This window comes from Shigella sp. FJ200513 (assembly GCF_040495915.1).
GTDB lineage: Bacteria > Pseudomonadota > Gammaproteobacteria > Enterobacterales > Enterobacteriaceae > ECMA0423.
Genome location: NZ_JBDYCV010000018.1, coordinates 25942 through 47791, shown reverse-complemented (window position 1 = coordinate 47791; position 21850 = coordinate 25942). Strand labels below are relative to the sequence as shown.

Below are 21850 nucleotides of genomic sequence, written 5' to 3'. Positions count from 1 at the left end.
CCGACATGACAGTCGGTTTTTTTATTTTTTCCGCCCAAGACTTGGTGGTTCCGGGCAGAAATTAAACAGTCCTCATCTAGCAAGTGAATTATAAGTCAGGATGCCTACATATTCAAACAGCTATGTTGGCGATACAATCCCGACGCTAGTAGTGATACTGCCTCAAGGGATTACCGCAGTGCGGAAAAGTACTTTTAAGTCCTGGTCAGGATACAGGTGGTGCTGATTCTGGTGCTCTAATTTGGAGAGAGACAGTCCTCATCTAGCACATGAAGAAAATCATAGTTATAGGCAACGTAAGGGTAAGCTGTGATTGTCTTTCTCCCTTAAGGGAGCAACGGATGAAAACTTTTCTCGATAAAGTTCTCATCGTTCTTAAGGCGCTAATCGCGCTGCTGGAACTGATCCGTCAGTTTATTGAATAACTGAGGAAACGTAGCTAAGGCCGAAGGTTTACCTCCTTCGGCCTTTAAAAAAACCGACATGACAGTTGGTTTCATATTTATTGCCAAAATGCACACTGTTCATGCCAGATGCGGCGTAAACGCCTTATCCGGCCTACACAATCTTGCAAAATCAATATATTGCACGCTCTTCGTAGGCCTGATAAGCGTAGCGCATCAGGCAATCTAACACCTGTCATCACCCCACAAACTGCCTGAACAGCGCCTTACCCTTAACCAGTCGCGCACCCAGCCAGCCGCCGAAAAGCGACAGCAGCAGCGCACCGCTGCACGGCAGAACAATCCACAATCGCCAGTCTGGCTCCCACGGGAAATCAAACACTTTCGCCTGCAACACTGCCAGTGCCGTTTCCGCACCAATTGCGGCCACCAGGCCGGAAACAAACCCAAGCATGGCGAACATCACACCACAATGTCGTGCGCAGCAGTTTTTTCCCCGCACCGAGTGTGCGCCATACCACCAGCTCCTGATGACGCTGGCGCATTCCCACCTGCACCTGTGCCAGCAACAGCAACATACCGCAGGCGGTGACCAGCACCACCATCACCTCCAGCGCCCGACTTACCTGCTCCAGCACCTGACCGACCTGTTTTAAAATCGCGCCAATGTCTAACAGGCTAATGGTCGGGAACTGGCGGTTGAGTTGCGTCAACATGCCGTTGCCATTCTCCCAGCGGAAACTGGTAAGCCAGCTCTGCGGTTGCCCGTCTAATGCCCCTTCAGGGAAAATAAAATAGAAATTAGGCCGCAGACTTTCCCAGTCCACTTTGCGCAGGCTGGTCACTTTAGCGCGGAACTCCTGGGTATCGCCCATAAAAGTCACGGTATCACCGAGGGCAACGTTTAAGCGTTTCGCCAGCCCCTCTTCCATCGACACTTCATCGGCTTTTGGCGGCCAGTTACCGGCGACAATCGGATTATGATCGGGCCGCGTATTTTGCCAGGTAAGATTGAGTTCGCGATTAAGCGCCTCATCTTCATTACCTTCTGTCGGCTTATCATTAATCGCCGTCAGCCGCGCCCGCACTACCGGATAAAATGATTCCGGGACTATATGATGTTCCGCGAGGAACGCTTTTAGCGGTGCTACCTGTTCTGTGGCGATGTTAATTAAAAAGTAGTTCGGGCTTTCTGGCGGTAGCTGCTGCTGCCAGCGGTCGAGCAGATCGCCACGCAGCACCAGCAGCAGTGCCAGCAGCATAAAGGAGAGCGAAAATGCCGAAAGCTGGCTTAACGTTGACCACGGCTGACGTAACAGGCGGCTAACCGCCAGGCGCAGAGGCAGCGATTTCAGCGTCATGCGGCGAAGTACATTCAGCAGCATCCAGCCCAGCACACCGCACAGCAAAGCCAGTACTACCGCGCCCGCCAGCACCGCCCAAAGCAGCATGCTGCCACCCATTAATCCGGCGAGCAGCAGCACAACCACCACACTGACAATCGGCAGATAAAACTTCAGCGGCCAGACGTTCGCGACCACATCATTACGTAATACGCGTAAAGGCTGCGTTGCCAGCAACAAGCGGTATGGTCGTAGCCCCACCAGCAGCGAGATGACCGTCATGGTGCCAAGCGCCCACAGCCACGGCCAGAGGCTGGCTGGCGGTAGTGCAGCAGGCAGAACGGGCTTGAGCAGCACCATCAACACGTTTTCGAACAACAGGCCTATGGCCCCACCGGTAACGGCTGAAAGCGTCAGCACCATCAACCACTGACCGACGATTAGCTTACGCAGTTGCGCTCGCCCTGCCCCCAGCGTTTTGAGGATCGCCACCAGATCGTAGCGACTGCGACAGTAATGATTCATCGCTACCGCCACCGCTGCCACTGCCAGCAGCAAGGTCAGAAGCGCCGAAAGCAGCAGGAACTGTTGCGAGCGTTCCATCGATCGCCCCAGCGCGCCTTCGTCCTGTTCCAGACCGTACCAGCGTTGTTCGGGTTTAAGCTGAGGTAACAACCATTTCTCATAGCCGTCGAGCTGGTTCTCGTTGCCGCCGAATTTATAACGCCAGGTGACCCGACTCCCCGGCTGCACGGCTCCGGTTTTATCGACATCCGCCAGATTCATCATCAGACGCGGAGCCATCTGGAAGGGGTTAAAACCGGAATCCGGTTCCTGAATCACTTCTCCGGCAATCCGCAAGGTGGCATCGCCCACGTCAATGGTGTCGCCCGTTTTCAGGTTAAGCAGTGCCATCAGGCGTGGGGCCAGCAATACGCTGCCCGCCTGCGGTTTCAGGCCAGGGGGATTAGTTTGCAGACCGCCATACATCGGGTAGATATCATCCACCGCTTTGACGTTCGCCAGCTGCGGTGTGTCGCCTGCAAAGGTCATTGTGGCGAAAGTCAGCTGCTTGCCGACTTTCAGGCCGCGCTTTTGCGCTTCCTCCAGCCACGCTTGCGGCACTTCGCGTGAACTGCGCAACGCCCGATCGCCCGCCATAAACTCACGGCTTTGCTGGCTTAAGCCCTTCTCCATGCGATCGCTGATATTGCCCAGCGCCAGCACGCAGGCCACCGCCAGGCTTAGCGCCAGCCAGACAATTAATAGCGACGGCGAACGCCATTCGCGCCAGAACCAACGTGCAATCATGCTTCCTCCTGCAACTGCCCGTTCACCAGCCGTAAGCAGCGGTCGCAGCGTGCCGCCAGTTGCAGGTCGTGGGTCACCATAATCAACGTGGTGCCATGTTCACGGTTGAGGGAAAACAGCAGGTCGGCAATTTTATCGCCCGTCTGGCGGTCAAGGTTGCCGGTGGGTTCGTCGGCAAACAGCACATCAGGTCGACCATTAAAGGCTCGTGCCAGCGCCACTCGTTGCTGTTCACCGCCGGAAAGCTGTGCCGGAAGATGATCCAGACGTTTACCCAGCCCTAACTGTTCGAGCAACGCTTTCGCCCCGTTACGACTTTCCGCGCTACTCTCACCGCGCAGCAGAGCCGGAAGCTCGACGTTTTCCAGCGCGTTAAGGGTAGGAATTAACATAAATGACTGAAAAACAAAGCCGACGTGCTTCGCGCGCAACTTTGCCCGCGCTTCTTCGTCCATATTATGTAGCGGTTGTCCCACCAGACTCACTTCGCCACTGCTGCCGTCATCAAGCCCGGCGAGGATCGCCAGCAAGGTTGACTTACCCGATCCCGACTCGCCCACCAGTGCGATGGTCTCGCCACGTTTGACAACCAGCTCAACTCCGGTGAGGATGGAGAGTTCATGCTCCCCCTGACCGACGGACTTCTTAAGATGATGAACTTCAACAATGTTTTCCGCTGGCATTTGCCCTTCCTGTTCCTGGTCCTGTTAACCTTCCGTGCCGCCGCAGCGGACACGTTATTGATTCTGGGTGATAGCCTGAGCGCCGGGTATCGAATGTCTGCCAGCGCGGCCTGGCCTGCCTTGTTGAATGATAAGTGGCAGAGTAAAACGTCGGTAGTTAATGCCAGCATCAGCGGCGACACCTCGCAACAAGGGCTGGCGCGCCTTCCGGCTCTGCTCAAACAGCATCAGCCGCGTTGGGTGCTGGTTGAACTGGGCGCAATGATGGTTTGCGTGGTTTTCAGCCACAGCAAACCGAGCAAACGCTGCGCCAGATTTTGCAGGATGTCAAAGCCGCCAACGCTGAACCATTGTTAATGCAAATACGTCTGCCTGCAAACTATGGTCGCCGTTATAATGAAGCCTTTAGCGCCATTTACCCCAAACTCGCCAAAGAGTTTGATGTTCCGCTGCTGCCCTTTTTTATGGAAGAGGTCTACCTCAAGCCACAATGGATGCAGGATGACGGTATTCATCCCAACCGCGACGCCCAGCCGTTTATTGCCGACTGGATGGCGAAGCAGTTGCAGCCTTTAGTAAATCATGACTCATAAAGCAACGGAGATCCTGACAGGTAAAGTTATGCAAAAATCGGTCTTAATTACCGGATGTTCCAGTGGAATTGGCCTGGAAAGCGCGCTCGAATTAAAACGCCAGGGTTTTCATGTGCTGGCAGGTTGCCGAAAACCGAATGATGTTGAGCGTATGAACAACATGGGATTTACCGGCGTGTTGATCGATCTGGATTCACCAGAAAGTGTTAATCGCGCAGCAGACGAGGTGATCGCCCTGACCGATAATTGTCTGTATGGGATCTTTAACAATGCCGGATTCGGCATGTATGGCCCCCTTTCCACCATCAGCCGTGCGCAGATGGAACAGCAGTTTTCCGCCAACTTTTTCGGCGCACACCAGCTCACCATGCGCCTGTTACCCGCGATGTTACCGCACGGTGAAGGGCGTATTGTGATGACATCATCGGTGATGGGATTAATCTCCACGCCGGGTCGTGGCGCTTACGCGGCCAGTAAATATGCGCTGGAGGCGTGGTCAGACGCGCTGCGCATGGAGCTACGCCACAGCGGAATTAAAGTCAGCCTGATCGAACCCGGTCCCATTCGTACTCGCTTCACCGACAACGTCAACCAGACGCAAAGTGATAAACCAGTCGAAAATCCCGGCATCGCCGCCCGCTTTACGTTGGGACCGGAAGCGGTGGTCGACAAAGTGCGCCATGCTTTTATTAGCGAGAAGCCGAAGATGCGCTATCCGGTAACGCTGGTGACCTGGGCAGTAATGGTGCTCGAGCGCCTGCTGCCTGGGCGCGTGATGGACAAAATATTGCAGGGGTGAGTTGAAGCGCGCGCTTAAGCCCCCATGTCAAAGAAAATATCGACAACAGAGAGCGACTCCATGTCCGTAGAAAATATTGTCAACATTAACGAATCTAACCTGCAACAGGTTCTTGAACAGTCGATGACCACTCCGGTGCTGTTCTATTTTTGGTCTGAACGTAGCCAGCACTGTTTGCAGTTAACCCCGATCCTGGAAAGCCTCGCGGCGCAGTACAACGGGCAATTTATTCTGGCGAAGCTGGACTGCGACGCGGAGCAGATGATTGCCGCCCAGTTTGGTCTGCGCGCGATTCCGACCGTGTATCTGTTCCAGAACGGGCAACCGGTAGATGGCTTCCAGGGGCCGCAACCGGAAGAGGCGATCCGCGCCCTGCTGGATAAAGTGCTGCCGCGCGAAGAAGAGCTGAAAGCGCAGCAGGCGATGCAACTGATGCAGGAAGGCAATTACACCGATGCCCTGCCATTGCTGAAAGACGCCTGGCAGTTGTCGAATCAGAACGGGGAGATCGGCCTGCTGCTGGCAGAAACGCTGATTGCGCTGAACCGTTCTGAAGATGCGGAAGCGGTGCTGAAAACCATTCCGTTGCAGGATCAGGACACCCGCTACCAGGGGCTGGTAGCGCAAATCGAACTGCTGAAGCAGGCGGCTGATAAGCCGGAAATTCAACAGTTGCAACAGCAGGTGGCGGAGAATCCAGAAGATGCCGCACTGGCGACGCAACTGGCGCTGCAACTGCATCAGGTTGGGCGCAATGAAGAGGCGCTGGAGTTGCTGTTCGGGCATCTGCGTAAAGATCTCACCGCCGCAGACGGTCAGACGCGTAAAACGTTCCAGGAGATCCTCGCTGCGCTGGGTACGGGTGATGCACTGGCGTCGAAGTATCGCCGCCAGCTGTATGCATTGTTGTATTGATATTCCGTTGTTCGGCACATGAACCACAACGCCGGATGCGATGCTGCGCATCCGGCATCGCATCATTTCTTCTTCAATTGAGTCACCACCAACTGGTGGCGCGAATTATAAAACTTACGATAGGTTAAATAGCAGGCAATAATGGTCGACAAGCTGGCGGTTGAGAGCAGCATAAAGGTCACCATAATCTGATATTTAATCGCCTTCACCGGATCAATCCCGGCAAATATCAGCCCGGACATCATTCCTGGTAAACTCACTAAGCCAACCGTTTTTGCTGAATCGACCGTCGGAATTAAAGCCGCGCGAATACTGTCGCGAATCAATATCGCTGAAGCCTGCTTCGGCGTCGCGCCAAGACTCAGTTTCTCCTGAATCTGTTGCTGTTCGCTAATGACCCGTTGCCCTAAATTGTTGTAACACAACCCCACCGCTACCATGGCGTTACCGGCAATCATCCCGGCGACAGGGATCACCTGCATCGGGATAAATTCAATCGCCCCTGAGAGAATCAGCACCGCCAGGGTAATTCCCGCCCCGACCGTAATGGCAATAAACGATGAGATAAAAGCTTTAGCAATATATTTACTGCGTTTTTGCGCGTTCCACGCCGCATTAAAGCAGATAAATAACACCATCAATAATGTCAGGCTGGCATCATCCACGCTGAAAATATACTTCAGCACATAGCCGACAATAATCAGCTGAATTATCGCTCGCCCGACGCTCCATAGAATATCTTTCTCCAGCGCCAGTTTTTCTTTATGGCTAATTAAGATTGCCACCACCACCAGCATTAATGCCAGTGCTAATGATTCGTTAGTAATATTATGCGAGTTCATAGCGTGCTTCCTGCATTTCTCCGGCATGCGGTTGCAGTGTAATCACTTTATCCGCATGATTAATTTCGTCTTTATCGTGTGTCACCCACAGCACGGCAATATTTTGCTCGCGCACATAACGATGGATCATCTCATTGACGTTATGTTTATTACTTTCATCCAGCGCACTGGTTATTTCATCCAGCAATAAAACCTTCGGCATAAATTGCAGGTTACGAATCAATGAGATGCGTTGTTTTTCACCACCAGATAGCTCGGCGATATTCTTCGTCAAAATGCTGTCCGGCAAAGCGAAGCGTTCGAGAAAATCGAGAAAAATGGCCGGGTCAGGCTGCTGGTCACGGATCTGCCAGGGAAAGATCAGATTATCGTATACCGTATCGCCAAACAGCGTCGGCGTCTGGGCGCAGTAAGAGACTTGCTGGCGGTAGATTTCTGGTTTTAGTGTGCTGACATCCTCACCTTCAAACAGTAACGTTCCGCTGGTTGGGCTGATCAATGAAGCAACTATTTTTAGCAGCGTACTTTTGCCACAACCAGAAGGACCGGTAATTAACTTAAATTCGCCAGCACGCAGCGAAAAATTGATGTTATTAAGAATCTTCGTATCACCCGCCAGATATCCTACGTTTTGTAGCTGAAGCAAAGGACTATTTTCCTGCATCGCTGTTCCCTTTTTCTGATTTTTACTAAAAACAGTTTATCCTTCGCAGGAATAAGGGGGAACTCTCTTTCAGTAATCAGGTATAATTTGTTTAATCAAGCAGCAATTTTGCTGATTATGGACGGTACAACAGGAGGTTTTTCCGATGCTTATCTTTATCCCGATTCTCATTTTTGTCGCGCTGGTCATTGTCGGCGCGGGCGTCAAAATCGTGCCGCAGGGCTATCAATGGACGGTAGAACGTTTTGGTCGCTATACCAAAACGTTACAGCCGGGGCTCAGTCTGGTGGTGCCGTTTATGGATCGCATTGGTCGCAAGATCAATATGATGGAGCAAGTGCTCGATATCCCTTCCCAGGAAGTTATCTCGAAAGATAACGCCAACGTTACCATCGACGCAGTCTGTTTTATTCAGGTGATTGACGCGCCACGCGCTGCCTATGAAGTCAGCAATCTGGAGCTGGCGATCATCAACCTGACCATGACTAACATCCGTACCGTGTTGGGTTCAATGGAACTTGACGAAATGCTCTCTCAGCGCGACAGCATCAACTCACGCCTGCTGCGTATTGTCGATGAAGCCACCAACCCGTGGGGGATTAAAGTCACCCGTATTGAAATTCGCGACGTGCGCCCACCGGCAGAGCTTATCTCTTCAATGAACGCGCAGATGAAAGCGGAACGTACCAAACGCGCTTACATTCTTGAAGCGGAAGGGATCCGTCAGGCGGAAATCCTCAAAGCCGAAGGTGAAAAACAGTCGCAAATCCTGAAAGCGGAAGGCGAACGTCAGTCGGCGTTTTTACAGGCTGAAGCGCGTGAACGTTCCGCCGAAGCAGAAGCCCGCGCCACCAAAATGGTGTCTGAAGCTATCGCCTCCGGTGATATTCAGGCGGTGAACTACTTCGTAGCGCAAAAATACACCGAAGCGTTACAGCAGATCGGTTCCTCCAGTAACAGCAAAGTAGTGATGATGCCATTAGAGGCCAGCAGCCTGATGGGGTCGATTGCCGGGATTGCCGAGCTGGTGAAAGACAGCGCCAACAAACGGACTCAGCCATGATGGAGTTAATGGTCGTTCATCCACATATTTTCTGGCTCAGTCTCGGCGGGTTGCTGCTGGCAGCCGAGATGCTGGGCGGAAATGGTTATTTGTTGTGGAGCGGCGTGGCAGCGGTGATTACCGGCCTGGTGGTCTGGCTGGTGCCGCTGGGTTGGGAGTGGCAAGGGGTAATGTTTGCCATCCTGACGCTGCTCGCCGCCTGGCTGTGGTGGAAATGGTTGTCGCGGCGGGTGCGCGAACAAAAGCACAGCGATAGTCATTTAAACCAGCGCGGGCAGCAGCTGATTGGCCGACGTTTTGTGCTGGAATCTCCGCTGGTCAACGGGCGCGGTCATATGCGCGTCGGTGACAGTTCATGGCCTGTCAGCGCCAGCGAGGATCTCGGTGCAGGTACGCATGTTGAAGTCATTGCGATAGAAGGGATAACCCTACATATCCGAGCCGTCTCGTCTTAATCACCCTGCCCGATGATGACAGCAGCCGGAGAGATTTTCGATAATCGGGCAGTCGGCGCTGTCATCGCCAGGGCAGGCATTCGCCAGTGCCAGCAGCTGGTCGCGCATGGATTGCAGCTCCTCAATGTGTCGTTCGATCTCCGCCACCTTCTCCAGCGTGCGCCGTTTGACGTCGGCGCTGTGCCGCTGCGGGTCGTTAAACAGATTCACCAGCTCGCCGCTCTCTTCCAGGTTAAAGCCCACCTGCCGTGCCTGGCGCAGTAAGGTCAGTTCGTTGAGATGCTGCTGCGTGTAGGTGCGATAACCGTTTTCGCTGCGCATCGGCGGCGTCACCAGCCCCTTCTCTTCATAGAAGCGAATGGCTTTGCTGGTCAGGCCGATAATTTTTGCTACATCGCTGATGTTCATCGTTCGCGCAACGCCTCCTGTGCTTTGTTAAAGGGTTTCAACAGATATTCAAGCACGTTTTTTTGCCAGTGCGAATATCGACCGCCACCACAATAATACAGGAAGTACTGCGCACAGAGAGGTGTTATACGGTTTTATTACGCTTCATGACCATTGCCACAATAAGGCTGAGTAAGATTGCACCAATAATCCATATCAACGCACGGCTGCCCTGGGACCACAGGCTGTAGATAAAGCCAACGATCACCAACAACATCACCAACGTACCAACGATAAGAATCGGCAACGAGGCGTGAATATCATGACGCAGGCGGATCGCCACCACAAACACCGCCAGATAGCAGATCAAAAAGGTGGCGCTGGCAACGCTGGCGAGTGAGTCTAAATTTAGCGCCGCCGTCATCAGCATTATCAACACCACGACGATGATATTGCCCCAGGTACTCTGCCGCCACAGGGATTTATTCATTAGCTTCGGCAGTTCGCGTTCGCTGCCCATGTTGTCCATGATGTTAAACACGGCGAACAGGTTCGCGTTAATGCCTGAAGCCGTCGCCAGTAAAGCGCCGATGACGACGATCACATAACCCACATGCCCGAGCAGCGGAGAAGCAGCCTGCGCTACGGCGGTATCAGCATATTTTTCTAACTCTAATGCCGATACATCGCTAAGCAAAACCAGCGCCAGCGAGATATAAAGCAACGTGGTAACGCCAATCGCCACCAGAAACGCCCGTGGCATAATGACCTGCGGATCTTTCACTTTATCCGCCGCGTTCGCCATCATGCCAAAGCCCGCATAGGCAAGGAAGGTTATCCCAATACAGGAGAAGAACGCACCGGAGCTGGGGGGCGCAGAGACGGAAATATGCGCCGGTTGCAGCGACCAGACACCGGCAATAATCAGCAATAACAGGATCATCATTTTAATGCCGACGAGGATCACTTCCAGCCGCCCTACCGCATGGTTGCTTAAGGAGTTGAAAAGCGTCATCACCGCAATGATCCCCAACGCGTAGAGCAAAATAAGGTGCTCCTCCTGGCTGCCTTCATGCAAAAACTGCACGGCATAAGCGCCAAAAGCACGGGCAACCATGGCGATGCTCACCGCCAGCGTCAACAGGTATAGCAACGAGAGCGCTAGCGAAAAGACGCCGTTGCCTAATCCGCGACGAAAAAAGTCGATAATACCGCCATTGCTGGGATAGCTCGCCCCCAGACGCGCATAGGCATAACCGGAAAACATAGCCACAATACCGCCAAAAGCAAAGGCGCCCCAGGTCGAGGCTTCCATTAGCAACGCAGCCTGCCCCAGCAGCGCGAAGATCCCCGCCCCCACCATTGCCCCAATACCGATGGAAACGACGTTCCATAGACCGAGGGGTTTGTTACCGTTATTACCTTCCGTGTTCATCATGATCAGCCCTTAAACACGTTATAGCCGAGTTGCTTAGCGACCGATGCCACCATTTTTTGACCGCGAACACTATTGCCTTCTTCGTCCAGCGGTGGTGAGAACGCGGCAATTCCCATCACGCCAGGGACGACCGCCAGAATACCGCCACCTACACCGCTTTTGCCCGGTAAACCAACGCGATACGCCCAGTCACCGGAGCGACCATACAGCCCTTCCATCATCATTTCGGCCAGAATGTACGGCACGTTGTCGGCCTGAAGAACGCGTTTATGCGTCAACGGATTCACACCACCCGCCGCCAGCGTCGCGCCAAGCGTTGCCAGTTCAACAGTATTGATGAGCGTAGAGCACTGACGGGTGTACACGTCACAGGCTTCCATTGCATCACAATAGAGATATCCGGCGGAGTACAGCAGCCAGGCAATGGCCCGATTATGGAAGTTGGTTGTTTGTTCCGACTGGTTGACTTCGTCAGAGAGCGCTACCTGCTCACCAGCCAGTTGCTGTTGGATATGTAAAATTCGCTGCCAGCGTTGTTCGGCGTTTTCAGCGTTAATCAGGCTGGTGGTGGCAATAGCGCCAGCATTTACCAGTGGCGAAAGCGGTTTGCCGCCATGCAACTCTAAGGCGATAACTGAGTTAAAGGGCAATCCGGTCGGGTCAGCGCCAATTTTGTCCTGTACCGCCTGCGGGCCGACATCTTCTAACGCAAGGGCTAACGTACAGACTTTAGAGATGGATTCCAGTGCAAAGCGGTAATCACTGTCACCCGCACTATAGACGTTGCCATCGCAGGTCACGATAGCCACTGCCGCCAGTTGACCTGGTACATTCGCCAGAAAGGGAATGTAATCGGCATTTTGTCCGCCGTTAAGTGAGTGAAATTGGGTGTAAGCCTGATCCACTGCCTGCTGTAATTTGTTTGCATCTAACATCTTTTGTTAACTCCTTTTTATAGATGCGGGAGGTAATTCCTCACCCCAGTGCCGATTTTCAGGCATCCTGATTTAACTTAGCACCCGCAACTTAACTACAGGAAAACAAAGAAATAAATGTCTAATCCTGATGCAAATCGAGCCGATTTTTTAATCTTTACGGACTTTTACCCGCCTGGTTTATTAATTTCTTGACCTTCCCCTTGCTGGAAGGTTTAACCTTTATCACAGCCAGTCAAAACTGTCTTAAAGGAGTGTTTTATGTCACAAACTATCGACCTGAACCTGGACGGCCTGTCCTGCGGTCACTGCGTTAAACGCGTGAAAGAAAGTCTTGAACAGCGCCCGGATGTGGAACAAGCGGATGTGTCTATCACTGAAGCGCACGTTACCGGGACTGCCAGTGCAGAACAGCTGATCGAAACCATCAAACAAGCGGGTTATGACGCATCTGTAAGCCACCCAAAGGCTAAACCGCTGGCGGAGTCATCAATCCCGTCGGAAGCACTGACAGCGGTTTCTGAGGCGCTTCCGGCAGCGACCGCCGATGACGATGACAGCCAGCAGTTGCTGCTGAGCGGCATGAGCTGCGCCAGCTGTGTCACCCGCGTACAAAATGCGCTGCAAAGCGTACCGGGCGTCACTCAGGCACGGGTAAACCTGGCGGAGCGTACTGCGCTGGTGATGGGCAGTGCCTCCCCACAAGATTTAGTGCAGGCGGTGGAAAAAGCGGGCTACGGCGCGGAAGCGATTGAAGATGACGCGAAACGCCGCGAACGCCAGCAAGAAACCGCCGTCGCTACGATGAAGCGCTTCCGCTGGCAGGCAATTGTCGCACTGGCGGTGGGTATCCCGGTGATGGTCTGGGGGATGATCGGCGATAACATGATAGTCACCGCCGACAACCGCAGCCTGTGGTTGGTTATCGGCCTGATAACCCTGGCGGTGATGGTTTTCGCCAGCGGCCATTTTTACCGCAGTGCATGGAAAAGCCTGCTGAACGGTGCAGCGACGATGGATACGCTGGTGGCGCTGGGAACGGGCGTGGCGTGGCTCTATTCGATGAGCGTCAACCTGTGGCCGCAGTGGTTCCCGATGGAAGCGCGACATCTTTACTATGAAGCCAGTGCGATGATTATCGGTCTGATCAATCTCGGCCATATGCTGGAAGCACGCGCACGTCAGCGTTCTTCTAAGGCACTGGAGAAATTACTCGATTTAACCCCACCGACGGCGCGCCTGGTTACTGACGAAGGTGAAAAAAGCGTGCCTCTGGCAGAAGTGCAGCCAGGTATGTTGCTGCGCCTGACGACCGGCGATCGCGTGCCGGTAGATGGCGAGATTACCCAGGGCGAAGCATGGCTGGATGAAGCGATGCTGACGGGCGAACCAATCCCGCAGCAAAAAGGCGAAGGCGATAGCGTCCATGCCGGGACAGTGGTACAGGACGGCAGTGTGCTGTTTCGTGCCAGTGCGGTTGGCAGCCATACCACGCTATCAAGGATCATTCGCATGGTGCGCCAGGCCCAGAGCAGCAAGCCAGAAATCGGTCAGCTGGCGGATAAAATCTCAGCCATATTTGTGCCGGTAGTAGTGGTTATTGCGCTTGTCAGTGCGGCAATCTGGTATTTCTTTGGTCCGGCACCGCAGATTGTCTATACCCTGGTGATTGCCACTACGGTGCTGATTATCGCCTGCCCGTGTGCGCTGGGACTGGCGACGCCGATGTCGATTATTTCCGGCGTCGGGCGGGCGGCTGAGTTTGGCGTGCTGGTGCGGGACGCCGACGCGCTGCAACGCGCCAGTACACTCGATACCGTCGTGTTCGATAAAACCGGGACGCTGACCGAAGGGAAGCCGCAGGTTGTCGCAGTGAAAACATTTGCTGATGTTGACGAAGCGCAGGCGCTGCGTCTGGCGGCGGCGCTGGAGCAAGGTTCCAGCCATCCATTGGCACGAGCGATCCTTGATAAAGCAGGCGATATGCAGCTACCGCAGGTCAACGGTTTCCGCACATTGCGCGGGCTGGGCGTGAGCGGTGAAGCAGAAGGTCATGCGTTATTGCTGGGTAATCAGGCGTTGTTAAATGATCAGCAAGTCGATACTAAAGCGATTGAAGCCGATATTTCAGCTCAGGCATCGCAAGGAGCAACGCCTGTGCTGCTGGCGATTGACGGGAAAGCAGTAGCCCTGCTGGCTGTACGCGATCCGTTGCGTAGTGATAGCGTGGCGGCGCTGCAACGCCTGCATAAAGCGGGATATCGTCTGGTGATGTTGACCGGGGATAACCCAACCACCGCCAATGCGATCGCCAAAGAAGCTGGAATTGATGAAGTGATTGCCGGAGTGCTGCCGGACGGTAAAGCCGAAGCGATCAAACGTCTGCAAAGTGAAGGACGTCAGGTGGCAATGGTGGGCGACGGCATTAACGACGCGCCAGCGCTGGCCCAGGCGGATGTCGGCATTGCGATGGGTGGCGGCAGTGATGTTGCCATTGAAACCGCGGCGATTACCCTGATGCGCCATAGCCTGATGGGCGTTGCGGATGCGCTCGCGATTTCCCGCGCAACGCTGCGCAACATGAAGCAGAACCTGCTCGGTGCCTTTATCTACAACAGCATCGGTATTCCGGTCGCCGCCGGTATTTTGTGGCCGTTTACTGGAACACTGCTTAACCCGGTAGTTGCCGGAGCGGCAATGGCGCTCTCGTCAATTACCGTAGTAAGTAACGCCAACCGGTTGCTGCGGTTTAAACCGAAGGAATAAGTACGTCATTGCGGATGCGCTGCTTTAGGGCGGCGCATTTGGCATCGACGCATGACTGCCGGATGCGGCGTAAACGCCTTATCCGGCCTACGGTTCAGGCACAGGTTTGTAGGCCTGATAAGACGCGTAAGCGTCGCATCAGGCAATGGTGCTCGGATGCCGGATGCGGCGTGAACGCCTTATCCGGCCTACGAGATGAAGCGATGTTTTGGCCTTACGCGACCTTTTTTGCACGCTCTTCACGGCGTGCCAAATATTCAGCCACTGTTTCAATCCGTCCCAATTCTTCCTGGGTGCGCATGTTGTTTTCAACTTCCCAAAGATCAACTGCCGCCTGGAGGTTTAGCCTAAAATCGACTGTGGTATCAAAAACTTTCGCCAGACGGAATGCCATCTCAGTGGTGAGTTTACGATTGTTATTGATCAGTGCACTGACGCGATTACGATGAACATGCAGCAACTCTGCTAACTCATTGATTTTCAAATCGAGCGGTTCCAGATATTCATAGAGAAGAATATCTCCGGGTGTCGTCGGTTTTCTTGTTGCCTGTTTCATGGTTTTTAACTGTTGCTTCCCTGTGAATAGCGATGCAAGAACATACTGAATCATACAAACACATTAAACAAGTCCCCAACTCCATTTGCGCCATCCCTCACCGCGCGCTAGCATGATATTTCACAAAGGGAGGTCGTATGGATCTGTTGTACCGGGTAAAAACGCTTTGGGCCGCGCTGCGCGGTAATCATTACACCTGGCCTGCCATCGATATCACCCTCCCCGGCAATCGCCATTTTCATCTGATTGGCAGTATTCATATGGGTAGCCACGATATGGCTCCCCTGCCCACCCGTTTGCTCAAAAAGCTCAAAAACGCCGATGCGCTGATCGTCGAGGCGGATGTTTCCACCAGCGATACGCCTTTTGCTAATTTGCCTGCCTGCGAGGCGCTGGAAGAGCGCATTAGCGAGGAGCAACTCCAAAACCTGCAGCACATTAGCCAGGAGATGGGCATTTCTCCCTCACTCTTTTCTACCCAACCGCTGTGGCAAATCGCGATGGTTCTTCAGGCGACGCAGGCACAAAAACTGGGGCTGCGGGCAGAATACGGTATCGATTACCAGCTATTGCAGGCGGCGAAGCAACAACATAAACCCGTGATTGAACTGGAAGGGGCTGAAAACCAGATTGCCATGTTGCTCCAGCTCCCTGACAAAGGACTGGCGCTGCTGGACGATACGCTGACCCACTGGCATACCAACGCACGGTTGCTGCAACAAATGATGAGCTGGTGGCTGAATGCACCGCCGCAAAATAATGATATAACGCTGCCCAATACGTTCAGTCAGTCGCTGTACGATGTGCTGATGCATCAGCGAAATCTCGCCTGGCGGGATAAATTACGCGCCATGCCGCCGGGGCGATATGTGGTCGCGGTCGGTGCACTACACCTGTATGGAGAAGGGAATTTGCCGCAAATGTTGCGCTAAAAAAATGGCCAATATCGCTATTGGCCCGTCAAAGAGGAATTTCATTTTTTTATTATTATGCCGTCACTTTAAGCGACGGTGTAACTCGATTGTCGCTCAATCTCACCATCCTGCCAATACTCTTAGGCAAGATGACTCTTTTTTTTGGACCGCCATCAGGCGTATGCTTGCTTCGTTTTTTTGTTTAAGGCAGGAAAATTACCATGACACCCGCAGTTAAATTACTCGAAAAAAACAAGATTTCGTTTCAAATCCATACCTACGAGCACGATCCGGCTGAAACCAATTTTGGCGATGAAGTCGTCAAAAAATTAGGTTTGAATCCGGATCAGGTCTACAAAACGCTGCTGGTGGCAGTGAACGGTGATATGAAACACCTTGCCGTGGCCGTTACGCCGGTCGCAGGTCAACTGGATCTTAAAAAAGTAGCAAAAGCGCTGGGTGCCAAGAAAGTTGAGATGGCCGATCCGATGGTCGCGCAGCGTTCGACGGGATACCTGGTTGGGGGGATTAGCCCACTGGGGCAGAAAAAACGTCTGCCAACGATTATCGACGCCCCCGCACAAGAATTTGCCACTATTTATGTTTCCGGCGGCAAGCGCGGACTGGATATCGAACTGGCGGCAGGCGATCTGGCAAAGATCCTCGATGCCAAATTTGCTGATATCGCCCGCCGCGATTAAGCATTGTGCCGGATGCAAACATCCGGCACTTTCGGATTACTGCCAGCTCACCTCACCTTTCGGTTCATAAACACTCACATCCAGCGGCGAGCTTTTCTGGATATACGCTTTCAGCACTTCGGCATCAATAAAGCCGGTATTCACATAGCCCGGTTTGTTATCAAGGCGCGGATATCCATCACCGCCGGTGGCATTGAAGTTTAATGTCGCCATACGGTAAGTTTTCGCCGGATCGACCGGTTCGCCTTTGATTTTAAGGTCGTTCAGTTTGCCGTCTTTCGCCACAAAGCTAACGTTGGCAAATTGCGGGTAGGCACCTGAATCTGGCTTCATCTGCGCGACGGCGGTCAGGTAATCAATCACCTCTTTACCGGTCATGTCGGCATACACCACCACATTGCCGAATGGCTGCACTTTCAGCACGTTTTTATAGCTGATATCGCCTGCTTCGATAGAATCACGAATTCCGCCTCCGCTCATCACCGCAAAGTCGGCACCAGTGCGATCCATTTGGGCTGCCAGAATCAACCGCCCCATATTGGTCTGTACAAAACGCACTTTGTCACGATCGCCTTCCAGACGACCATTGGTTTTGCCTATTTTCACTTCCAGCTGCGCTTTGCCTTTGTTCTGGAACGGTGATAACAGCGAGATCATTTGCTGGTTTTCAGCGATTTCAGGAGTGTAAAGCACGCGCTCGCTTTTCCCGTCTTCCCAGGTCACTTTCTTCTTCAGGTTCACCGGAATCAGCTGGTAGTTAACCATTTTCATTTCGCCATTACGAAACTCAAAATCAGCCCGTCCCACGTATTTGCCCCACTCATGCGCCTGCACAATCCAGATGCCGTTTTGTTGATCTGGTTTGCATGGCGTACCCGGCACGTAATCGACCTGTTTTTTGTTTTCTGCCGCCATGCAGACCGGATCTTGCGAGTGACCACCGACGATCATCGCCAGCGATCCGGCAGGCAGCGCGCGTGCCATCTCCACATCGCCCGGTGCGTTAGAGCCGTGCTCACCATTATCGTAATGCCCCATATGGGTCGCCGCGATAATAATGTCTGGCTTTTCTGTCTGTTGCAGCTCCTGAATCACCAGCTTCGCTTCATCGGCGGGCTTACGAAATTCGATATCAGTGAAGTATTCCAGGTTACCAATTTTTGCTGTGTCATCGGTTGTCAGCCCAATAACGGCAATTTTCAGATCCTGACGCTTAAACAGCGCCCACGGTTTAAACAGGCGCTCGCCAGTACTTTTCTGGTAGATATTCGCGGAAAGCAACGGGAACTTGGCCCACTTTTCCTGCTGGCGTAATACGGTGAGCGGATTATCAAATTCATGATTACCGATCGCCATCGCGTCATAGCCCACCAGATTCATACCGCGAAAATCAGGTTCGGCATCCTGTAAGTCAGACTCGGGCACGCCAGTGTTAATGTCGCCACCGGAAAGTAGCAGCACGCTACCGCCTTCAGCCGCAACCTCTTTGCGGATACCATCCACCAGCGTTTTTTGCGCCGCCAGACCATATTCGCCATATTCATTGCGCCAAAAATGCCCATGATGATCATTGGTATGCAGAACTGTAATTTTGTAGGTTTTATCCTGCTCATACGCCAGAGCAGTTTCACTCGCCAGTGTAAATGTGGTTAACAGCGCTAACGCCACGCCCCGCTGCAATAATTTCATACTTCTCTCCCTGACCTGATTTCAACGTGTTGAAAAATAGTATGACGCAACATCATAGACAAGTCTGCGTCCGGTGAAGATAAATCTGCATCCAGATTAGAAATTCTGTATTCGGCGTTGAGACTTCCTTCAGACGACGCATACAGGTATGTTAGTCGGGTAATAATCACAAATAAGATCATTCTTTACATCGCAACCCTGAAAAAGTGACTTTCCTATGGCAATGAGTGAACAAACCCAGCCTGTGGCGGGCGCGGCTGCGTCAACGACCAAGGCCCGAACATCGTTTGGTATTTTAGGTGCTATCAGCCTCTCACATCTGCTGAACGACATGATCCAATCGCTGATTCTGGCGATTTATCCGCTGCTTCAGTCAGAATTTTCTCTGACATTTATGCAGATTGGCATGATAACCCTCACCTTCCAGCTCGCCTCTTCGCTACTGCAACCAGTGGTCGGCTACTGGACCGATAAATATCCGATGCCGTGGTCGTTGCCAATTGGCATGTGCTTTACCTTAAGTGGTCTGGTGCTGCTTGCGCTGGCGGGCAGTTTTGGCGCAGTTCTGCTGGCAGCGGCGCTGGTCGGTACCGGTTCATCGGTCTTTCATCCGGAATCTTCTCGCGTAGCCCGTATGGCTTCCGGCGGGCGGCATGGCCTGGCGCAATCTATCTTTCAGGTCGGCGGCAACTTTGGCAGTTCCCTGGGACCCTTGCTGGCGGCGGTGATTATCGAGCCTTATGGCAAAGGCAACGTTGCCTGGTTTGTGCTTGCGGCACTGCTGGCGATCGTGGTGTTGGCGCAAATTAGCCGTTGGTACTCGGCACAGCACCGAATGAATAAAGGAAAACCCAAAGCGACGATAATCAATCCACTGCCGCGCAACAAAGTGGTACTGGCAGTCAGCATTCTGTTAATCCTCATTTTCTCGAAATATTTCTATATGGCGAGCATCAGCAGCTATTACACCTTTTATCTGATGCAAAAATTCGGATTATCTATCCAGAATGCCCAGCTTCATCTGTTTGCCTTCCTGTTTGCCGTTGCGGCAGGTACGGTGATCGGCGGGCCTGTAGGGGATAAAATTGGACGGAAATATGTGATTTGGGGCTCTATCCTCGGCGTTGCGCCGTTTACGCTGATTTTACCCTACGCCCGCCTGCACTGGACGGGGGTTTTAACGGTGATTATTGGATTTATCCTCGCTTCGGCATTCTCTGCCATTCTGGTCTACGCTCAGGAGCTACTTCCGGGACGTATCGGTATGGTTTCTGGACTCTTTTTCGGTTTTGCTTTCGGCATGGGAGGTCTGGGAGCGGCAGTTCTGGGGCTTATCGCCGATCACACCAGCATCGAGTTAGTCTATAAAATCTGTGCTTTCCTGCCACTATTGGGGATGTTGACCATATTCCTGCCTGATAACCGGCATAAAGACTGATTTCATTGCAGCCAAAGGCAAACTTTGGCTGCATCGTTTTACAGTCGCCATAAGCCTTTCCTCTGTTAAACCGCCTTCTGTTTTCCGAACCGTGCTTTTTTTGCAGCTAATTCCATTTTTCTGCAAAATTCAACAATTATTCATAAACATCATCAATGAAATTGTCATAAACTATTACCTGTAATTTTGGTTTTCCCAGCCAAAAATGGACAATAACCACCAGGAAAAGGAGACGGAATGCATCACGCCACCCCGCTTATCACCACCATTGTTGGCGGCCTTGTGCTCGCCTTTATCCTCGGCATGCTGGCCAATAAACTACGTATTTCTCCTCTGGTGGGATATCTGTTAGCGGGTGTGCTGGCAGGACCATTCACTCCGGGCTTTGTTGCCGATACCAAGCTTGCGCCGGAACTGGCTGAACTGGGCGTTATTTTGCTGATGTTCGGCGTCGGTTTGCATTTTTCGCTCAAGGATTTGATGGCGGTAAAGTCCATCGCCATTCCCGGCGCGATCGCCCAGATAGCCGTGGCGACGCTGCTGGGTATGGCGCTCTCCGCCGTGCTGGGCTGGTCGTTAATGACCGGTATCGTGTTCGGCTTATGTCTTTCCACCGCCAGTACCGTGGTGTTACTGCGCGCACTTGAAGAACGGCAATTAATAGACAGTCAGCGTGGGCAAATCGCCATCGGTTGGTTGATTGTGGAAGACCTGGTGATGGTTCTGACGCTGGTGTTGCTGCCCGCAGTGGCAGGAATGATGGAACAGGGCGATGTGGGCTTTGCCACTCTTGCAGTCGATATGGGGATCACCATCGGCAAGGTGATCGCATTTATCGCCATTATGATGCTGGTAGGTCGCCGTCTGGTGCCGTGGATTATGGCACGCAGCGCGGCAACCGGTTCTCGCGAGCTGTTTACCCTGTCAGTGCTGGCGCTGGCGTTAGGGATTGCCTTTGGTGCGGTAGAGCTGTTTGATGTCTCCTTTGCACTCGGTGCGTTCTTTGCCGGGATGGTACTGAACGAGTCTGAATTGAGTCACCGTGCCGCCCACGATACGTTGCCATTGCGCGACGCGTTTGCGGTGCTGTTTTTTGTCTCAGTCGGGATGTTGTTTGATCCGTTAATTCTGATTCAGCAACCGCTGGCAGTGCTGGCGACGCTGGCAATTATTCTGTTTGGTAAATCGGTCGCGGCCCTGTTCCTTGTCCGTCTGTTTGGTCACTCCCAACGTACGGCATTAACCATCGCCGCCAGCCTGGCGCAGATTGGTGAGTTCGCGTTTATCCTGGCGGGACTGGGAATGGCATTGAATTTACTGCCGCAGGCCGGACAAAACCTGGTACTGGCAGGGGCGATCCTGTCGATTATGCTCAACCCGGTACTGTTCGCACTACTGGAGAAATATCTGGCGAAGACCGAAACGCTGGAAGAGCAGACGCTGGAAGAGGCAATCGAAGAAGAGAAACAGATCCCAGTGGATATTTGCAACCATGCGCTATTGGTGGGTTACGGTCGTGTAGGCAGCCTGCTGGGGGAGAAATTGCTCGCCTCTGATATTCCGCTGGTGGTGATTGAGACGTCACGAACCCGTGTTGATGAGCTGCGAGAGCGTGGGGTCCGCGCTGTATTGGGCAATGCAGCGAACGAAGAAATTATGCAACTGGCACATCTGGAATGTGCAAAATGGCTGATCCTGACGATCCCCAACGGTTATGAAGCGGGTGAGATTGTGGCGTCTGCCCGCGCGAAAAACCCGGATATTGAGATTATCGCCCGCGCCCATTATGACGATGAAGTGACGTATATCACCGAACGTGGCGCGAATCAGGTAGTGATGGGTGAACGTGAAATTGCCCGTACTATGCTGGAACTGCTGGAAACGCCACCGGCGGGTGAAGTGGTGACGGGGTAAACGGTGGTTGCCGGATGTAAAATATGAAAAATATGTAGGC

At 53.0% G+C, this 21850-nt stretch carries 18 protein-coding genes and 3 pseudogenes; 11 read left to right on the top strand and 10 right to left on the bottom strand.

Features of this window, described 5'->3' with window-relative positions; all coding sequences use genetic code 11:
• Positions 1–269 precede the first annotated feature (269 nt).
• Positions 270–425: a damage-inducible type I toxin DinQ gene (gene dinQ, locus ABZJ92_RS06380; protein ID WP_005052950.1), complete on the top strand. Its 156-nt coding sequence runs from the start codon at positions 270–272 to the stop codon at positions 423–425.
• A gap of 217 nt (positions 426–642) precedes the next feature.
• Here the strand turns inward: dinQ and ybbP are convergent.
• Together ybbP and ybbA are read right to left on the bottom strand one after the other, a co-directional pair.
• Positions 643–3058 (bottom strand): annotated as a pseudogene (gene ybbP / locus ABZJ92_RS06375) (putative ABC transporter permease subunit YbbP).
• The gene (gene ybbA / locus ABZJ92_RS06370) at positions 3055–3741 is read right to left on the bottom strand and encodes a putative ABC transporter ATP-binding protein YbbA (protein ID WP_001110573.1); all 687 of its coding nucleotides are present in this window, start codon (positions 3739–3741) and stop codon (positions 3055–3057) included. Before ybbA ends, ybbP begins: the two are co-directional and overlap by 4 nt.
• Between ybbA and tesA the strand changes: the two are divergent.
• The 3 genes and pseudogenes from tesA to cnoX all read left to right on the top strand — a co-directional run bounded on the left by tesA (position 3712) and on the right by cnoX (position 6048).
• Positions 3712–4334: pseudogene (gene tesA / locus ABZJ92_RS06365) on the top strand (multifunctional acyl-CoA thioesterase I/protease I/lysophospholipase L1). The gene ybbA and the pseudogene tesA sit on opposite strands and share 30 nt — an antisense overlap.
• Positions 4324–5133: an NADP(+)-dependent aldehyde reductase gene (gene ybbO, locus ABZJ92_RS06360; protein WP_000148969.1), complete on the top strand. Its 810-nt coding sequence runs from the start codon at positions 4324–4326 to the stop codon at positions 5131–5133. The pseudogene tesA and the gene ybbO overlap by 11 nt, the downstream one beginning before the upstream one ends.
• Before the next feature lie 60 nt (positions 5134–5193).
• Positions 5194–6048, top strand: coding sequence for a chaperedoxin (gene cnoX / locus ABZJ92_RS06355; protein ID WP_005052961.1), 855 nt, complete (start codon positions 5194–5196; stop codon positions 6046–6048).
• Between the two features lie 62 nt (positions 6049–6110).
• Here the strand turns inward: cnoX and fetB are convergent, their stop codons facing one another.
• Positions 6111–6890, bottom strand: coding sequence for an iron efflux ABC transporter permease subunit FetB (gene fetB / locus ABZJ92_RS06350; protein WP_005052963.1), 780 nt, complete (start codon positions 6888–6890; stop codon positions 6111–6113).
• Positions 6877–7554 (bottom strand): iron efflux ABC transporter ATP-binding subunit FetA, encoded by a 678-nt coding sequence (fetA, locus tag ABZJ92_RS06345; RefSeq protein ID WP_001157548.1) that lies wholly within the window; start codon positions 7552–7554, stop codon positions 6877–6879. Before fetA ends, fetB begins: the two co-directional genes overlap by 14 nt.
• A gap of 145 nt (positions 7555–7699) precedes the next feature.
• Between fetA and ABZJ92_RS06340 the strand changes: the two genes are divergently transcribed.
• Both ABZJ92_RS06340 and ABZJ92_RS06335 read left to right on the top strand, forming a co-directional pair.
• Complete coding sequence (locus ABZJ92_RS06340) at positions 7700–8617, top strand: SPFH domain-containing protein (RefSeq protein ID WP_000904502.1); 918 nt, start codon at positions 7700–7702, stop codon at positions 8615–8617.
• Positions 8614–9072 carry an NfeD family protein gene (locus tag ABZJ92_RS06335; RefSeq protein ID WP_000970323.1) on the top strand — a complete coding sequence of 153 codons (459 nt, stop codon included), beginning with the start codon at positions 8614–8616 and terminating at the stop codon, positions 9070–9072. Before ABZJ92_RS06340 ends, ABZJ92_RS06335 begins: the two co-directional genes overlap by 4 nt.
• Here ABZJ92_RS06335 and cueR read toward each other — a convergent pair whose 3' ends face one another.
• The 4 genes and pseudogenes from cueR to glsA form a co-directional block, all read right to left on the bottom strand.
• Entirely contained in the window at positions 9073–9480 is a 408-nt protein-coding gene (cueR, locus tag ABZJ92_RS06330) for a Cu(I)-responsive transcriptional regulator (RefSeq protein ID WP_353765431.1), read from the bottom strand.
• A pseudogene (locus ABZJ92_RS06325) lies at positions 9477–9574 on the bottom strand (hypothetical protein); the annotation flags it as partial. The gene cueR and the pseudogene ABZJ92_RS06325, both read right to left, overlap by 4 nt.
• A 30-nt stretch (positions 9575–9604) precedes the next feature.
• The gene (locus tag ABZJ92_RS06320) at positions 9605–10897 is read right to left on the bottom strand and encodes an APC family permease (RefSeq protein ID WP_000982149.1); all 1293 of its coding nucleotides are present in this window, start codon (positions 10895–10897) and stop codon (positions 9605–9607) included.
• Positions 10898–10899: 2 nt separating this feature from the next.
• Positions 10900–11832, bottom strand: a complete 933-nt coding sequence (glsA, locus tag ABZJ92_RS06315) for a glutaminase A (RefSeq protein ID WP_000883028.1) — start codon at positions 11830–11832, stop codon at positions 10900–10902.
• Positions 11833–12093: 261 nt separating this feature from the next.
• On the opposite strand from glsA, the gene copA reads away from it, so the two are divergent.
• Positions 12094–14598, top strand: coding sequence for a copper-exporting P-type ATPase CopA (copA, locus tag ABZJ92_RS06310; protein WP_000083887.1), 2505 nt, complete (start codon positions 12094–12096; stop codon positions 14596–14598).
• Positions 14599–14812: 214 nt separating this feature from the next.
• Here the strand turns inward: copA and ABZJ92_RS06305 are convergent, their stop codons facing one another.
• On the bottom strand, positions 14813–15154 hold the full coding sequence (locus ABZJ92_RS06305) for a HigA family addiction module antitoxin (RefSeq protein WP_005066557.1): 342 nt from the start codon (positions 15152–15154) through the stop codon (positions 14813–14815).
• Positions 15155–15291: 137 nt separating this feature from the next.
• Here ABZJ92_RS06305 and ABZJ92_RS06300 point away from each other — a divergent pair, with 137 nt between their 5' ends.
• Together ABZJ92_RS06300 and ybaK are read left to right on the top strand one after the other, a co-directional pair.
• A complete protein-coding gene (locus ABZJ92_RS06300) occupies positions 15292–16086 on the top strand; it encodes a TraB/GumN family protein (protein WP_000365173.1) in 795 nt (264 codons plus the stop codon).
• Positions 16087–16289: 203 nt separating this feature from the next.
• Positions 16290–16769: a Cys-tRNA(Pro)/Cys-tRNA(Cys) deacylase YbaK gene (gene ybaK / locus ABZJ92_RS06295; protein WP_000186631.1), complete on the top strand. Its 480-nt coding sequence runs from the start codon at positions 16290–16292 to the stop codon at positions 16767–16769.
• A gap of 36 nt (positions 16770–16805) precedes the next feature.
• Here the strand turns inward: ybaK and ushA are convergent, their stop codons facing one another.
• Positions 16806–18458 (bottom strand): bifunctional UDP-sugar hydrolase/5'-nucleotidase, encoded by a 1653-nt coding sequence (gene ushA / locus ABZJ92_RS06290; RefSeq protein WP_000771736.1) that lies wholly within the window; start codon positions 18456–18458, stop codon positions 16806–16808.
• Between the two features lie 217 nt (positions 18459–18675).
• Between ushA and fsr the strand changes: the two genes are divergently transcribed.
• Together fsr and ybaL are read left to right on the top strand one after the other, a co-directional pair.
• The gene (fsr, locus tag ABZJ92_RS06285) at positions 18676–19896 is read left to right on the top strand and encodes a fosmidomycin MFS transporter (protein ID WP_001251641.1); all 1221 of its coding nucleotides are present in this window, start codon (positions 18676–18678) and stop codon (positions 19894–19896) included.
• A 237-nt stretch (positions 19897–20133) separates the two neighbouring features.
• The gene (gene ybaL / locus ABZJ92_RS06280; RefSeq protein WP_000546255.1) at positions 20134–21810 is read left to right on the top strand and encodes a YbaL family putative K(+) efflux transporter; all 1677 of its coding nucleotides are present in this window, start codon (positions 20134–20136) and stop codon (positions 21808–21810) included.
• Positions 21811–21850 lie beyond the last annotated feature (40 nt).